The following is a 13,239-nucleotide window of genomic DNA, read 5'->3' as shown; positions in this document are numbered from 1 at the left end:
AATAGGCCACTCCCGAAGAGGAGTGTCGCATTTTGCCCGACGTCGTTGATTCAGCTACGCGCAGCCGGATGATGGCGGGTATCAAGGCAAAAAACACCAAACCGGAGATGCTCGTCCGCCGGGGCTTGCACGCGATGGGGATTCGGTATCGCCTGCACGACAAGCGGCTTCCCGGGAAGCCTGACCTCGTTCTCCCGAAATACCGTTCCGTGATCTTCGTGCATGGCTGTTTCTGGCACGGCCACGACTGCCCGGCGTTCAAATGGCCAAAGACCCGCGAGAAATTCTGGCGAGAGAAGATTTCAACCAACCGGAAGCGCGACGAAAAACAGATATCAGATCTCGTGCGGAGCGGATGGCGTGTTTCCGTGGTGTGGGAGTGTGCGCTTCGTAGCAAAACGCCTGATAAGGTTGAAACGATACTGAAACTGTTGGCAAGTTGGATCGAACAACGCGAAATTGCAGCTGAAAAGTCAGATGACCCAACCCCTTTCGAAGTATTTCCTGGCAGCGGCGACAAAGATGCTCGCTGTCGTTGACTGCGTCGGCCACGGATCGAACCAGCATGAAGTCACGGCTACGGGTGACCTTTTCGAGATGCTTGGGGATCAGCCACGTAAGTTGGTGCGCGGCAGTTCAGACGAGCGCTTTGATGCCATCTACGTCCATGTAACCGAAACAGACGATGTGATCGCCGACACAGGCAAGCTGTCCTGGTACGACTCAAGAGCCAATCAGCCGCACCGCGGCCCAGAGTGGCGGCTCTACTACCAAGCGAACGATATTACACGAGCAATGAAGCCGGGGGACCAGCTTTTCATTGTAGTGCTGCCTGACCGGACAATCGGGTTCTTGGCGTGCGACAGGGACAGTTCTTTTCAAGGTCTGGTCGAGGCTATATTCAGGGTTCAGCATTCGAAATCCGAACAAATGGTTATTATTCCGGTCAGCCCGGACACATCCTCACCAGCAGATTATTTCACCTTCCAGCTACTCGACGCGCTCGGCATCGAGCCTGACATCCCTCCTGATTTCGATGCTGCTTCTGTTGTCGCGCAATTCAAGGGCACCTTTCCGCCAACCGCGACATTCTCGACATTGGCACGCGAAACACTGCCCGGCCTCGACCCTCGCGATGACCCGGACAAGGTGTTGCTGGCCTGGATCGATCGCGAAGAAGCGATGTTCCGGGCGTTGGAACGCGGGATTGTCGGCGATCGCCTGATGTTGGGCTTTCTGGATTCCCGAGGAGAGCCCGATGTCGACGCATTCCTGAAGTTCTCGCTATCAGTTCAAAACCGCAGGAAGTCGCGCGCCGGACACGCGCTGATGAATCACTTCAGTAAAATCCTACGCGCGTTCGAAATTCCTTTCACGCCCGAAGCAACCACGGAGAAGAAGGGCGCTGCCGACTTCCTGTTTCCGAGCGAAGCCGCATACGCCGATCCAGGTTTTCCTTCGGCAAACTTGCGGATGGTTGCCGCCAAGACCTCCTGCAAGGATCGCTGGCGGCAAGTTTTGGCGGAAGCGGATCGGATCAAACCGAAACACCTCCTGACCCTGCAGCCGAAAATCTCTTTGGCCCAGACCACCGAAATGACGGATCAGGGCATCATTCTCACCCTGCCATCTCCAATCCATTCATCGTTCCAGGATGATCAGCGGGCCAGCCTGCTGACGGTAGCGGACCTTCTGCAGGAACTCGCTTCACTCTGAACCGCTTTCTTCCTCACCCCCACCCATCGGGTCCTCAACCGGCTTCACCCAGCGGTCCAGCCAGTCGATGCTTTCGGCCAGCACGTGGAGGATGCTCTCGCGGCCGCGATAGCCGTGGCTCTCATAGGGGAGCATGACCAGGCGGGCGGTGCCGGCATTGCCCTTGACGGCGGCGAACATGCGTTCGGACTGCATGGGATAGGTGCCGGAATTATTGTCCATCTGGCCGTGGATCATCAGCATGGGCTCATTGATCTGGTCGGCATGCATGAAGGGTGAGAGCTCGAAATAGGTCTCCGGCGCGGCCCAGAAAGTGCGGCGTTCGGATTGGAAGCCGAAGGGCGTCAGGGTGCGGTTATAGGCGCCTGAGCGGGCAATACCGGCGCGGAAGACGTCGGAGGCGGCCAGAAGGTGCGCGGTCATGAAGGCACCGTAGGAGTGACCGGCAATCGCCAGGCGCTCGCCATCGCCAAAGCCCATCTCCACCGTCACATCACGCGCAGCTTCCGCCGACAGGACGAGCTGGTGGATGAAAGTGTCATTCACCGTCTCGGGATCATCGCCGACAATCGGCATGGTGGCGTTTTCCAGCAGGGCATAGCCCTGGGTCACCAAAAAGCGCGGGCTGGTGCCGGCAACGCGGGTGAATTCGTAGGGCGAACCCGAGACCTGACCGGCCGTCGAGGTGTCGTTGTATTCCAACGGATAGCCCCAGACGAGGACAGGCAGCGTGTCGCCCTCCTCAAAGCCGGCCGGCAGGTAGAGCGTCGCCGAGAGTGGCACGCCATCCTCGCGCTCATAGGTGATCAACTCGCGGCTGATCTCGTTGAGCTGCGGGTGAGGATTGGCGAAATCGGTGATCTCGGCGGTCTCTTCACCACTCCGGTGCCAGCGCACATTCGGCGGCGTGACCGGGTCTTCCCAGCGGGTCAGGAAGGACGAGGCATCCGGGGAGGTGAGGCCAATGACTTCCTCATAATTCTCGCCGCTATTGCGCCAGATCTCGGTGGTCTCGAACGTGTCAAAGCTGACCCGGTTGAGGAAGGGACGATCGCCCTCCGGCGTGGCGCCATCGCCGGCCATGTACATGTAGCCATCATGGACGCCGACGACGCTGCGGCCGAATTCATTGCGCACGCTCAGCGCGCTGCCCGGATTGGCATAACTGTCCTGGTAATTGCGTTCCTCGGCCAGGCGCGGCTCCACCGACGGGTCGGCGAAATCGACCAGCCAGCGGCGGATGACGCGGGTGTCGCGGTCATATTCCATCGAGAAGCCGAGCTGGCCCTCGGAGGTGAACTGGGTGCCGTAATAGCGGTCCTCAGTGCGCAGGATCTCGACCGGATCACCTTCAAACGGGGCGGCCAGCGCCCAGGCGCTGTCGCGCTCATCGGCCTCGACCCGCGGATCGCCACCATCGAGCGCTTCGGCCCAGATCAGGCGGGCGGGATGGCTGGCCTGCCAGTTGATCGAACGGCGACCGGTCACGACGCCGCCGATCGGTACATTATCGGCCAGCGGCTGACGGGCGATCGTGGCAATTTCATCGCCATCGAGATCGGTCACGAAAACCCGGTCCGGGAAGCTGTACCACGGCACCTGGAAGGAGAAAGGCTGCTCCATCTCGCCAATCAGGATGTAGTCCCCGCCCGGCGCCGGCTCAGCGGAATAGTAAAGGCCCGGCTCACCAACCTCGCGCACGCGGGTTCGGCCGGTTGTGTTGACCAGGGCCAGCTGACTGGTCGCCAACCAGGCAAACAGGGCGGCGTCATGTTCATCGGCGAGCAGGTCCTGATAGGTGCGCACCGGCGCTTCATAGCCGCTAGCCTCCTGGGTGACCGGGCCGGATGGCACGCGGGGACGTTCCGGCATCGGGCCGCGTTCCGGATCAACCAGGCTGACCAGCAAGCGCTCGCCATCGGGCATCCAGCCGAGCGGCGAGAAGACGGCATTGATGCCGCCATCGACCAGCTCGCGGGCCCGGGCGCGCTCGACATCGACGACCCACAGGCTGAGCTGGTCATTGCGGGTCATCACGAAGGCGATCTGGGATCCGTCCGGCGACCAGCTGGTGCTGGAAATGCCGGCATCGGCGGGCAGGCTGACTTCACGTTCCTCGCCGCTCTCCAGATCGACCAGGGACAGGCCGATCACAGAGCGTGGCCCATGGCGACCGTTCAGCGTGGCGTCGAGGCGAAGACCGGCCAGGCGCTCCATCGGCCGGGCCAGTTCGGCAACTGGCGGCAGGGCCTCGCGGTGCATCAGCAGAAGCGTGTCGCGAGCCGGTGACAACGAGGTCCAGGGCGAGGGCGCGGCGTCAACAATATCGATGATTTCCTGCGGCGGCAGGCGGTAGGGCTCCTGCGCTGCGACCGGTGCCGCCCACAAGGCCGATGCCGCGACCAATCCGAACCCGCATTTCATCATCGATTTCAACATGCCGTACTCCCCGGGAAAATCCATTCCCGGGGAAGATAGGCGGCTGGGCCGGGCTTTCGTCTAAAGTTTTTGTAATGTCTGTGCGGTCTGCACCGTCTGGGCCTGCGCGATGGCCGGGGCAAGCGCTTTCATCCCCATCACCAGGCGCAGGACCGGAATGTGGCGGAGGACTTCAAAGCCCAGCAGACAGCCACTGACCGTCGCCGCAGTGATGATCGCGAATTCGGTCCACACACCATATCCGGCATCCCGGATCGCAAAGCCGACAATGACGATGATGGTCTGGTGCAGGATGTACCAGGGAAAGACCGCTGCCGTGAGGTAGCGCCGGACCGGTCCGTCCTGGTTCATCCATCGACGGGCTGCCCCCAGCAGGGTCAGGATGATCGACCACATGAAGACGATACGGGCCAGACGGGCAAACCACAAAAGGGCGGGTTCGCCGAGCGCGATCTCGATATGGGTGTAGGCCCAGAACAGATAGGCCAGCAAGACAGCCGTCAACGCACCGACAACCGGCAGGGCCCGGTCGACCCCGCGCCACACGCCCTCATTCCTGGCCATGAAATAGCCGATCAACACCATCGAGAAGGAGTTGGCGTGATTGGCCCAGTCCTCGGTCAGGTCATGACTCGTCGGGAAATGCTCAAACAGGGTAAAGCGCACAAGGAGGAAGGGCAGAAGGGGCAGGCTGATCAGCGCCAGGGTGCCGAGCCAGCCGCGCGACGATGCCTGGCCGGCCGCCTGCATCATCTTGCTGTCGGCCAGCTTGCGCAGCAGGGGGAAGACGGGGGCCAGAAGCAGGGAATATACGAAGAGATAAACGACATACCAGAGATGGTTCCAGGTCGGTGTGTGCAGCTCCCAGGGGCCCGCCCATTCGCCGGCATACTGGCGGAAGAAGTCCCAGTAGCCCGGCTCGATGATGCCGGCGATGCGCAGTTCGGAATAGGATTGCGGCGGCACGACCACATACATGCCGAACAGGATCACCGGGAACAGGCGCCAGAGGCGGTCGAGGGCAAACTTGCCGCTGCCCAGCTTGTCCGACAGAAAGCGCATGGCGACGCCGGAAATCAGGAAGAGCAAGGGCAGGCGCCAAGGGCTGGAGAGCCACATGAACGGCTCCATGGCGTCATTCGCATTGAGGCTCTTGGCGTGCCAGCCCTCCGTATTGAAGAACATGCCGGTGTGATAGAAGATCAACAGGATGAAGACGCCGATGCGCAGCCAGTCGAGGCCGTACTGGCGGCCCGGAACGGGCATTCTGGGGGAATGGGTCAATGTCGCGGTCATGGGAGAACTCCTCGTCGGCCATTGTCATCGCTGCCACTCGCGACCAGTGCCAGTTCGCAGGGGCGACCGGCAGGCTGCTGGGACGTGTTTCTGCAGACCGGGGACCAGTGGCGGTTTGCAGGGATAGGCGGCCAAGCCGCTGCTTGCCGCCCGCCGCGCTGTGGTTGGGCATCGCGACATGACCGAACCGCTTTCCGCTGATCGCACTCGCGCCAACCAGGCCGAGATCCGCGCTTTCTGGCTGGCCTGCCAGTTTGCCTGGCTGACCTTGTTCGTGTTCTGGGTCATTGCCTCCACATCGATCGACACCGAATTCGCCCGAGACGGGCGGGCGGGGCCGCCCTTCTTCTCCTGGGTGACCGAAGGGTCCAGCGTGATCATGACCGCCCTTATGGCCCCGGCCATGATGTGGCTGGGCCTGCGCGCGCCGCTGGAACCGGGGCGCTGGATGAGCTCGCTGCCCTGGCATGTCGCGGGATTTCTTGGCTATACGAGCCTGCACGTGCTCGGCATGGTCCTGATCCGCGAAGGCGTATGGGCCTTTGGCTATGGCGGCGATTACGAGTTTTTCCATGACTCGCCCTGGCGTGAGATCGTCTATGAGGCCCGCAAGGATATCGGCACCTATGCCGGCTATCAGATCATCATGGCGGTCTCGCTCGCCTTGCAGATGCGCCAGCTGGAAGTCGATGTCGCCCGGGCCGAGGCGCGGCAGAGCCACCGGCTGACTCTCAAATGCGGTGGCCGGACCCTGCGGATCGCCGCGGACGAGTTCCGCGCCGCGCAGGCCGCCGGAAACTATGTCGAAATCGGCCTTGCCAGCGGCAGGCACCTCGCCAGGTCCACGCTCACCGAGCTGGAAAAACAACTGGGGGAGGCCGGAGTCGATGCGGTCAGGGTGCATCGATCCTGGTTGGTCAACCGGGGTGCCATTCGCGAGATTGCGCCAACCGGCGAAGGTGACGTCACGATCACGCTCGATACCGGGACACAGATACCCGGCAGTCGCCGCTACCGGGCCAGGCTGGACACCGACTGAGCGCGCAGGCCGAAACGGTTCAGACCTGCCATGATCGCGAAGAGCGTCGCGAAGACGAGCGTTATGACAATGACATCCCAAGGCCAGGCGGGGCCCTCTCCGCCCCAACCTGCCAAGACTGTGATTGTTGCGACAACGATCAGGATAGCCGCCGACGCCAGGCAGGCCACGCCAAGCCCCCGACCGCGAAAAACCTGGCAGGCCGCGCCGCCCAGACCGACCAACGGGACTGCGAGATAGAGCATATTGGCGTCATTGCCGGCATCTCCGATGATACCAACCGCGCCATTGATCCAGAACAGAAGCAGGTTGACGACCAATAGTCCCGCCCCGGCGAGCCGGCTCGCCCAATGCGCGCTTCCCCGGAAAACCAGGGCAAGGCCGATCCCCAGAACAGCCAGCATCGCCGCCGCTATCGCGAAATCAAAAATATCCCAATTCACGATTCATCCAGTCCTGTCGAATGATGGGCACCGGGCGTGCAGCCCCAAAAGAAAAACCCCGCCAGCTTGCGCCAGCGGGGTTCCTTGATCAATCGATCGGTCAGAAAATCGCTTACTCAGCGTCTTCCTGTTCCTTCTTGATCTCTTCGCCGGTTTCCTGGTCGATGATTTTCATCGACAGGCGAACCTTGCCGCGATCATCGAAGCCCAAGAGCTTGACGTAGACTTCCTGGCCTTCCTTGACCACGTCAGACGGGTGGTTCACGCGCTCAGCCTTGAGCTGGGACACGTGGACGAGACCGTCCTTGGGACCGAAGAAGTTCACGAAGGCACCAAAGTCCATGACCTTGACGACCTTGCCCTTGTAGATCTGGCCTTCTTCCGGCTCGGCCGTGAGACCGTGGATCCAGTCGAGAGCTGCCTTGATCGATGCGCCGTCCGAGGACGAGACCTTGATCACGCCGTCGTCATTGACGTCGACCTTGGCACCGGTGGTTTCGACGATCTCGCGGATCACCTTGCCGCCCGAACCGATCACGTCGCGGATCTTGTCGGTCGGAATGGTGATGGTTTCGATGCGAGGCGCGAATTCACCCAGCTCGGTCCGGGCTTCACCCAGAGCCTTGCCCATCTCTTCGAGGATGTGCAGACGACCACCGCTGGCCTGGGCCAGGGCTGTCTTCATGATTTCCTCGTCGATACCCGCGATCTTGATGTCCATCTGCAGCGAGGTGACGCCTTCGGTGGTACCAGCCACCTTGAAGTCCATATCGCCGAGATGATCCTCATCACCCAGGATGTCGGAGAGAACAGCAATGCCCTCCGGATCCTTGATCAGGCCCATGGCGATGCCAGAGACCGGACGGGTGATCGGCACGCCGGCGTCCATCATGGACAGCGAAGCGCCACAGACCGTGGCCATCGAGGACGAGCCGTTTGACTCGGTGATCTCGGAGACCAGGCGGATCGTGTACGGGAAGTCTTCCTTGGTCGGCAGGACGGCTTTCACCGCACGCCAGGCCAGCTTGCCGTGTCCGATTTCCCGGCGACCCGGAGCAAGACGGAAAGACGTCTCACCAACCGAGTAGGGCGGGAAATTGTAGTGCAGCATGAAGCGTTCTTTGTAGGTACCCGTCAGGGCATCGATGAATTGCTCATCTTCGCCCGTGCCCAGGGTCGCAACGACCAGGGCCTGGGTTTCCCCACGCGTGAACAGGGCCGAACCGTGCGTCCGCGGCAGGATGCCGGCTTCAGACACGATAGAGCGGACCTGATCGAGGGAACGACCGTCGATACGCTTGCCGGTCTTGATGATGCCACCGCGAACGATGGAGCTCTCGACCGCTTTCATGACGTCCTTGAGGGTCGTCATGTCGATGCCGTCCGGACGCTCTTCGGTCTGGAGCAGGGCTTCCACAGCCTTGTCTTTCGCCGCACCGACCGCCTTGTAGCGCTCGGTCTTGTCGACGATCGTGTAGGCGGCGGCCAGATCGTCACCGATCAGGTCGCGAACCTTGGCTTCCTCGGCCGAGTGATCCGCCGGAGCGTAATCCCACGGTTCCTTGGCAGCGCGTTCGGCCAGCTTGATGATCATGTCGATCACCGGCTGGAAGGCCTTGTGGCCGGCCATGACAGCGCCGAGCATGACTTCTTCGGACAGCTCCTTGGCTTCCGATTCCACCATCATCACCGCGTCCTGCGTACCGGCGACGACGAGATCAAGCTCGCTGTCATCCATCTCGTCGCAAGGCGGGTTGATGACATATTCGCCGTCCTTGTAACCGACACGGGCCGCGCCGATCGGACCCATGAAGGGCAGACCGGACAGGACCAGGGCCGCTGAGGCGCCGATCATGCCGACAATGTCGGGATCATTTTCAAGGTCGTGCGACAGGACCGTCAGCATCACCTGGACTTCGTTCTTGAAGCCCTTGACGAACAGCGGACGGATCGGACGGTCGATGAGGCGCGAGGTGAGCGTCTCCTTGTCCGTCGGCCGGCCTTCACGTTTGAAGAAGCCGCCGGGGATCTTGCCCGCCGCGAAGTATTTTTCCTGGTAATTGACCGTCAGCGGGAAGAAATCGACTCCCGGCTTGGCCTGTTTGACGCCAACTGCTGTGGCGAGGACGGTGGTCTCACCGTAGGACACCATGACGGCGCCGTCGGCTTGACGGGCAACCCGCCCGGTTTCGATGGTGAGTGGGCGACCCGCCCACTCAATCGTTTCTTTCTGGATATCGAACATATCGTCTTTCGTACGGATGGCGTCGCGGATCAGCGGCGCAGACCCAGTTTCTCGATGATGGCCTGGTAACGGGCCACGTCCTTGTTCTTGACGTAGTCGAGAAGCCGGCGGCGCTGGGAGACCATCTTAAGAAGGCCGCGACGCGAGTGGTTGTCCTTCTTGTGGGTCTTGAAGTGCTCGGTAAGGTTGGCAATCCGGGTGGTCAGGATGGCCACTTGCACTTCCGGCGATCCCGTGTCGGTTTTGCCACGGGCATGTTCAGCGATCAGCGCGGATTTGCGCTCTTGCGTAATCGACATCGGGTTCTCCTAAACTCGTTATGTCGACTCCCTGAATTGTCAGGGAGTGAGGTTGAAAACACGCGAGGGCTGGAACTTTCCGGCCCTTGCGTCGCCGAGCGCCACTGCCACACCATCGCAAAGGGCCAAAGCGGTAAAAGTGCAGTCCTTGCCCGCGATCTCGCGGGGTCGGCGCTGCGCCTTCAGCTCTTGCGCTTGACGCGGGAGCAGGACGATCGAGCGTCCTAGCTTCAACTGGAAGGATTCCTCTTCGGTTATGGCCAGCGCCGGGATGTCGTCCAGCGCGGTCTGAACCGGGAGCAGAGCTTCCGAAGCGGCGCCCTTATGAGCCATTTCTTCCAGTTCGTCCAGCCTTGTGGATTCCGCCTCGACGAATCCGCCAACACGAATCCGGCGAAGCGCGGCGACATGTCCTTCCGTCCCCAGCGCATGGGCAATGTCGCGGGCCATGGATCGAACGTAGGCGCCTTTGCCACAACGCATTTCCAACACGGCCATGTCGGCATCCGGGCAATCGAGAAGCTGTAGCGAGATGATCTGGACCGGACGCGCCTCGAGTTGGACATCTTCACCGCTGCGGGCAAGGTCATAGGCCCGCTCGCCATCGACCTTGATGGCGGAGAAGGCCGGCGGGATCTGCTGGATCTCGCCCGTGAAGTCGGGCAGCACCGCCGCGACCTCTTCCGGCGTCGGTCGCACATCACTGGTAGCGACCACCTCGCCCTCGCGGTCGAGTGTCGTGGTCCGCTCACCCCACTTGATGGTGAAACGGTATATTTTCGAACCCTCGACGGCGAAGGGCACTGTCTTGGTAGCCTCACCTAGCGCGATCGGCAGGATGCCCGACGCCAGCGGATCCAGCGTCCCGGCGTGGCCAGCCTTCTTGGCATTATAGATCCGCCGGACCGCAGAAACGGCCTGGGTTGAGGTCATGTCGAGGGGTTTGTCGAGGATCACCCAGCCGTGGATGTCATCGCCCTTGCGGCGTCTTGCCATGTCTTGCTCCATCTGGCGCCGGGGATCGGACCCGGCCGCAGGAGGGGCGGGCCTATCGGATCGCCACAGGTGACGCAAGGGCGGACCGCTTGATGGACAACCCGGAACACCATAATCGTGAACATCCGTGCCGGGAGTTGCGTCATGTTCCGATTTGTAGCCCTTGTCTGTGCCACTGGCTGTGCCGGTCTGGCGCTGTTTGTTCCGTCTTCGCCCGCCCAGTCGGCCCTGCCGGCAACCGATCTCGAACAGACAACACGTGACTGGCTGGCGCCGCTGGTCGACCGCCGCGACTTTTCCGGCGTGATCATGATCCGACGAGGCGAAGACCAGCCGGTCGCCCTGACCTTCGGCTATGCCGACTGGGTTGATGGCACACCGATGACCGCCGAGGCCCGCTTTCCGACCGGGTCGATCACCAAGAGCCTGACTGCCGCGATGGTGCGCCGGTTGATCGATGAAGGGCGCCTGTCCGCCGACGCCCCGGTCTCGCGCTATGTTCCGGAACTGACCGGCTATGGCGCTGTCAGGATCGGCGACATCATTTCACACACCGCGGGCCTGGCCCGGGATTTTCCTGCGGATGCCTTGCCTGATGCCCGCAGCGACAGCCTGGTTGCCTGGCTGGGGGGCCAGACCGCACCGGGGCCAGGCCCACACGAATACGCCTACTCCAATCTGGGCTATGGCATTCTGGCGGTGGTCGTCGAGCGGGTCATGAATGCTCGCTTCGAAACCCTGATCGCGACGGAATTCCTGGTCCCGCTCGGCATGAATGACAGCCGTCTTGCTCGCAGCGATGCCGCGCAAGGCCGCGACGTCCCGATCGGTTATGCCGCAGGACCGTTGCCGCTCGACCTGCGCGCACCCATGCCTGATTCACCGGGTCTGGGAGCAGCCGGCCTTGTGGCCCCGATGCGCGACCTCCTTCGCCTGGCCGATGCCGTGCGGACCCGCCGCATCGACCTGTTCGAGTCTGATGGCAGCATGACCGGCTCTTGGAGCACCCTGCTGGTCAATGGCGAGCCTATCTACACAATCCAGGGCTCGGTGCCTGGCTACAGTGCCGGAATCTCGATCCTGCCAACGCGCGACCTGACCATCGTCTACGGCACCAATATCGAGTCCTACAGCAATTGGGGCCTTCGCGACGTACTGCACGCCCTCGCCCAGGGTCGCGACGCCGGGTCGCCGAATTTGCGCCCTGCCACCCATGGCCTGACCCAGTCCCATCTGGATGCAGTGGGGCTCTACGCGGGCAGCCCATACGGACCGGTTTCAGTCAGGTCGGGGGATGGCGGGCTCGACCTGATACTCACGCAACGCAACTGGCGCTTCCATCTCACACCAACCGGAGAGGACGCGCTGAACTGGCGCCTGTTCAACATCGATCTGGAGTTTGAACGGGATGAAGCCGGCCGGGTCACCACGATATCCGCCGCTGAACACGGCCTGACCGGCGATCCGAGACATTGGCGCATGGAACGCACGGACCTGCCGCCGCTTCCGCCGGCTGAACCGGCAGACAGTGAGAACTAATCCTCGGCGTCCGCTTCGCTTCCGCGCGTAGCGTCCAAGTCCTTGCGAACCGTCGGACGGTTCAGCAAATCGTCGACATGGCTGGCGGTATCGAAGGAATTGTCGGCATGAAAATGAAGTTCCGGCGTGAACTTCATTTCGATCTCCCGACCCAGCCGACCGCGCAGGAAAGCCGCGCAACGGTTGAGGCCGGCCGCAAGCTTGGCTGAATCACCCCGTCCGAGCGGTGCGACATAGACTTTTGCGACGCGCAGGTCAGGACTCGGACGCACTTCGGTCACCGAGATCATCTGGCCCTCAAGGTCGGGATCGCGGAATTCCTCGCGCGCGATTATTCCCACAAGCGCATGCCGAACGAGTTCTCCGGCGCGCAACTGACGTTGGCTCGGGCCTTTGGAAGTATGGGTCTGACGGCGGGCCATGCGGATCTCCATCCCGGTGGAAGCGAGGCGCGCGGGTGTACGCCCCTTGTCCCGCCGATGCAAGGCCCGGTCGGACAGGCAGGTTTCATCCCTCCACCTGCCCCACTCGTCACTAAATGAAGCCGGGCGCCTTTACCCGGGCCGTCGGCACTGCGCAACTCGCCGGTATGCGCGGTGTGCCAGACATCGCATTCCCTAACTTTCGAGCCGGACCCATCATGTTCAGATTACTTTTCGCCGTCGTGCTGCTGTCCGTCGGGATCACCCCGGTCACCTCCGCCCAGCCTGCCAGCGTCGACCTTGCCCCCCGCGCCCTCGCGGAGGCCTGGCTGGATGCCTATGCCAGGCAGGATTTCGACCGGATGAGATCGCTGATGACAGCCGACACGGTGTTCGTGGATCCGACCTCCTTCGAGATTGCGGCCGTCACCCAACCTATCGACTGGCGCGGACCGGAGGCGATCACCGCCGGGATCGCGGCCTGGGGCATGGATCACGCCGTCTACACAGTGGATCGAAGCTATGAGGCGTCAGGGAATGTCGTGTTCAGCGGTCACATCGACGTTGTCTATGGCGACGGCGCGTCCTCGCAGACCTTCCGATATCCCATCACGACCATCATCCGGGTGGCCGACGGACATGTCGTCGAACATCGCGACTATACCGATTTTGCCGGCGCACTACGGATCGCTGCACCGGACTGATGCCCGCTGAAACTCCCATTTCCCCGAATGAATCCGGCCGGGTGTGTGCCCCCGGACGGATTCAGGTCGGCACTTCGGAGCGTTCTGCCCGAGCCAAAGTC

At 62.1% G+C, this 13,239-nt stretch carries 12 protein-coding genes; 5 read left to right on the top strand and 7 right to left on the bottom strand.

Annotated features, from left to right (window positions below; genetic code table 11):
* The first annotated feature begins 32 nt into the window (after positions 1-32).
* Together MMAR10_RS16810 and MMAR10_RS15720 are read left to right on the top strand one after the other, a co-directional pair.
* Complete coding sequence (locus tag MMAR10_RS16810) at positions 33-539, top strand: very short patch repair endonuclease (protein WP_011644981.1); 507 nt, start codon at positions 33-35, stop codon at positions 537-539.
* Positions 478-1,716: a type II restriction endonuclease gene (locus MMAR10_RS15720; protein ID WP_041637083.1), complete on the top strand. Its 1,239-nt coding sequence runs from the start codon at positions 478-480 to the stop codon at positions 1,714-1,716. Before MMAR10_RS16810 ends, MMAR10_RS15720 begins: the two co-directional genes overlap by 62 nt.
* On the opposite strand, the gene MMAR10_RS15715 is transcribed toward MMAR10_RS15720, so the two are convergent.
* The gene (locus MMAR10_RS15715; RefSeq protein WP_011644979.1) at positions 1,708-4,155 is read right to left on the bottom strand and encodes a prolyl oligopeptidase family serine peptidase; all 2,448 of its coding nucleotides are present in this window, start codon (positions 4,153-4,155) and stop codon (positions 1,708-1,710) included. The two genes, MMAR10_RS15720 and MMAR10_RS15715, sit on opposite strands and share 9 nt — an antisense overlap.
* Before the next feature lie 60 nt (positions 4,156-4,215).
* Complete coding sequence (locus tag MMAR10_RS15710; protein ID WP_011644978.1) at positions 4,216-5,451, bottom strand: acyltransferase family protein; 1,236 nt, start codon at positions 5,449-5,451, stop codon at positions 4,216-4,218.
* A 178-nt stretch (positions 5,452-5,629) separates the two neighbouring features.
* Between MMAR10_RS15710 and MMAR10_RS15705 the strand changes: the two genes are divergently transcribed.
* Positions 5,630-6,490, top strand: coding sequence for a LytTR family DNA-binding domain-containing protein (locus MMAR10_RS15705; protein WP_011644977.1), 861 nt, complete (start codon positions 5,630-5,632; stop codon positions 6,488-6,490).
* On the opposite strand, the gene MMAR10_RS15700 is transcribed toward MMAR10_RS15705, so the two are convergent.
* The 4 genes from MMAR10_RS15700 to truB all read right to left on the bottom strand — a co-directional run bounded on the left by MMAR10_RS15700 (position 6,463) and on the right by truB (position 10,473).
* Positions 6,463-6,933: a hypothetical protein gene (locus tag MMAR10_RS15700; RefSeq protein WP_011644976.1), complete on the bottom strand. Its 471-nt coding sequence runs from the start codon at positions 6,931-6,933 to the stop codon at positions 6,463-6,465. The genes MMAR10_RS15705 and MMAR10_RS15700 overlap by 28 nt on opposite strands.
* Before the next feature lie 112 nt (positions 6,934-7,045).
* Positions 7,046-9,178: a polyribonucleotide nucleotidyltransferase gene (pnp, locus tag MMAR10_RS15695; RefSeq protein WP_011644975.1), complete on the bottom strand. Its 2,133-nt coding sequence runs from the start codon at positions 9,176-9,178 to the stop codon at positions 7,046-7,048.
* A gap of 29 nt (positions 9,179-9,207) precedes the next feature.
* The gene (gene rpsO, locus MMAR10_RS15690) at positions 9,208-9,477 is read right to left on the bottom strand and encodes a 30S ribosomal protein S15 (protein WP_011644974.1); all 270 of its coding nucleotides are present in this window, start codon (positions 9,475-9,477) and stop codon (positions 9,208-9,210) included.
* 39 nt (positions 9,478-9,516) lie between these two features.
* The gene (gene truB / locus MMAR10_RS15685) at positions 9,517-10,473 is read right to left on the bottom strand and encodes a tRNA pseudouridine(55) synthase TruB (protein ID WP_011644973.1); all 957 of its coding nucleotides are present in this window, start codon (positions 10,471-10,473) and stop codon (positions 9,517-9,519) included.
* Positions 10,474-10,617: 144 nt separating this feature from the next.
* On the opposite strand from truB, the gene MMAR10_RS15680 reads away from it, so the two are divergent.
* Positions 10,618-12,012 (top strand): serine hydrolase domain-containing protein, encoded by a 1,395-nt coding sequence (locus MMAR10_RS15680; RefSeq protein ID WP_011644972.1) that lies wholly within the window; start codon positions 10,618-10,620, stop codon positions 12,010-12,012.
* On the opposite strand, the gene rbfA is transcribed toward MMAR10_RS15680, so the two are convergent.
* Positions 12,009-12,434: a 30S ribosome-binding factor RbfA gene (rbfA, locus tag MMAR10_RS15675; protein WP_011644971.1), complete on the bottom strand. Its 426-nt coding sequence runs from the start codon at positions 12,432-12,434 to the stop codon at positions 12,009-12,011. The two genes, MMAR10_RS15680 and rbfA, sit on opposite strands and share 4 nt — an antisense overlap.
* Positions 12,435-12,652: 218 nt before the next feature.
* On the opposite strand from rbfA, the gene MMAR10_RS15670 reads away from it, so the two are divergent.
* Positions 12,653-13,138 (top strand): nuclear transport factor 2 family protein, encoded by a 486-nt coding sequence (locus MMAR10_RS15670; protein WP_041637080.1) that lies wholly within the window; start codon positions 12,653-12,655, stop codon positions 13,136-13,138.
* The last annotated feature ends 101 nt before the right edge of the window (positions 13,139-13,239 follow it).

The organism is Maricaulis maris MCS10 (genome assembly GCF_000014745.1).
Lineage (GTDB): Bacteria > Pseudomonadota > Alphaproteobacteria > Caulobacterales > Maricaulaceae > Maricaulis > Maricaulis maris_A.
This window is presented reverse-complemented; position numbering and strand designations above follow the sequence as displayed.

Excerpts from the sequence above, each read along its gene's own strand:
- MMAR10_RS15670 (WP_041637080.1), top strand. The coding sequence starts at position 12,653 with ATGTTCAGATTACTTTTCGCCGTCGTGCTGCTGTCCGTCGGGATCACC.
- truB (WP_011644973.1), bottom strand. The coding sequence starts at position 10,473 with ATGGCAAGACGCCGCAAGGGCGATGACATCCACGGCTGGGTGATCCTC.
- MMAR10_RS15720 (WP_041637083.1), top strand. The coding sequence starts at position 478 with ATGACCCAACCCCTTTCGAAGTATTTCCTGGCAGCGGCGACAAAGATG.
- rpsO (WP_011644974.1), bottom strand. The coding sequence starts at position 9,477 with ATGTCGATTACGCAAGAGCGCAAATCCGCGCTGATCGCTGAACATGCC.
- MMAR10_RS15715 (WP_011644979.1), bottom strand. The coding sequence starts at position 4,155 with ATGTTGAAATCGATGATGAAATGCGGGTTCGGATTGGTCGCGGCATCG.
- pnp (WP_011644975.1), bottom strand. The coding sequence starts at position 9,178 with ATGTTCGATATCCAGAAAGAAACGATTGAGTGGGCGGGTCGCCCACTC.
- MMAR10_RS15705 (WP_011644977.1), top strand. The coding sequence starts at position 5,630 with ATGACCGAACCGCTTTCCGCTGATCGCACTCGCGCCAACCAGGCCGAG.
- MMAR10_RS15680 (WP_011644972.1), top strand. The coding sequence starts at position 10,618 with ATGTTCCGATTTGTAGCCCTTGTCTGTGCCACTGGCTGTGCCGGTCTG.
- rbfA (WP_011644971.1), bottom strand. The coding sequence starts at position 12,434 with ATGGCCCGCCGTCAGACCCATACTTCCAAAGGCCCGAGCCAACGTCAG.
- MMAR10_RS15710 (WP_011644978.1), bottom strand. The coding sequence starts at position 5,451 with ATGACCGCGACATTGACCCATTCCCCCAGAATGCCCGTTCCGGGCCGC.